Here is a 1,221-nt window from a genome sequence, read left to right on the forward strand (position 1 = left end):
TGACCTGCCCCCACGATTAGATACAACACTCAGTTAGTAACGTCGGAATCTTCATTCTCAGAATGACCCTTTCTCCAGCCCGCTGCAAATTCAGACGGTGTCTGATAATTCAGCGTGGAGTGCGGGCGGCATTCGTTATAATCCTGCCGCCAGTCATTAATAATTTTCCTGGCATGAACGATATCGCTGAACCAGTGCTCATTCAAACATTCATCGCGAAATCGTCCGTTAAAGCTCTCAATAAATCCGTTCTGCGTTGGCTTGCCCGGCTGGATTAAGCGCAACTCAACACCATGCTCAAAGGCCCATTGATCCAGTGCACGGCAAGTGAACTCCGGCCCCTGGTCAGTTCTTATCGTCGCCGGATAGCCTCGAAACAGTGCAATGCTGTCCAGAATACGCGTGACCTGAACGCCTGAAATCCCAAAGGCAACAGTGACCGTCAGGCATTCCTTTGTGAAATCATCGACGCAGGTAAGACACTTGATCCTGCGACCGGTGGAAAGTGCGTCCATGACGAAATCCATCGACCAGGTCAGATTGGGCGCCGCCGGACGGAGCAGCGGCAGACGTTCTGTTGCCAGCCCTTTACGACGTCTTCTGCGTTTTACGCCCAGGCCACTGAGGTGATAAAGCCGGTACACGCGCTTATGATTAACATGAAGCCCTTCACGGCGCAGCAACTGCCAAATACGACGGTAGCCAAAACGCCTGCGCTCCAGTGCCAGCTCAGTGATGCGCCCTGATAAATGCGCATCAGCAGCCGGACGGTGAGCCTCATAGCGGCAGGTCGACAGGGATAAACCTGTAAGCCTGCAGGCACGACGTTGCGACAGACCGGTCGCATCACACATCAACATCACGGCTTCCCGCTTCTGGTCTGTCGTCAGTACTTTCGCCCAAGAGCCACCTGAAGCGCCTCTTTATCCAGCATGGCTTCGGCAAGCAGCTTCTTGAGTCTGGCGTTCTCTTCCTCAAGCGACTTCAGGCGCTTAACTTCAGGCACCTCCATACCGCCATACTTCTTACGCCAGGTGTAAAACGTGGCATCGGAAATGGCATGCTTGCGGCAGAGTTCACGGGCGGGTACCCCAGCTTCGGCTTCGCGGAGAATACTGATGATCTGTTCGTCGGAAAAACGCTTCTTCATGGGGATGTCCTCATGTGGCTTATGAAGACATTACTAACATCGGGGTGTACTAATCAACGGGGAGCAGGTCA

At 53.6% G+C, this 1,221-nt stretch carries 1 protein-coding gene; it reads right to left on the bottom strand.

The genetic code is table 11. From position 1 onward, the window contains the following. Positions 1 to 29 precede the first annotated feature (29 nt). Positions 30 to 1,150, bottom strand: a protein-coding gene (locus AX755_RS21595) for an IS3-like element ISSen4 family transposase (protein ID WP_087451024.1) whose coding sequence is annotated in 2 segments (ribosomal slippage) — positions 30 to 892 and positions 892 to 1,150 — 1,122 coding nt in all. Because the reading frame shifts where the segments join, the coding sequence is not laid out codon by codon here. Between the last annotated feature and the right edge of the window lie 71 nt (positions 1,151 to 1,221).

The organism is Enterobacter sp. SENG-6, assembly GCF_001605945.1.
GTDB lineage: Bacteria > Pseudomonadota > Gammaproteobacteria > Enterobacterales > Enterobacteriaceae > Enterobacter > Enterobacter cloacae.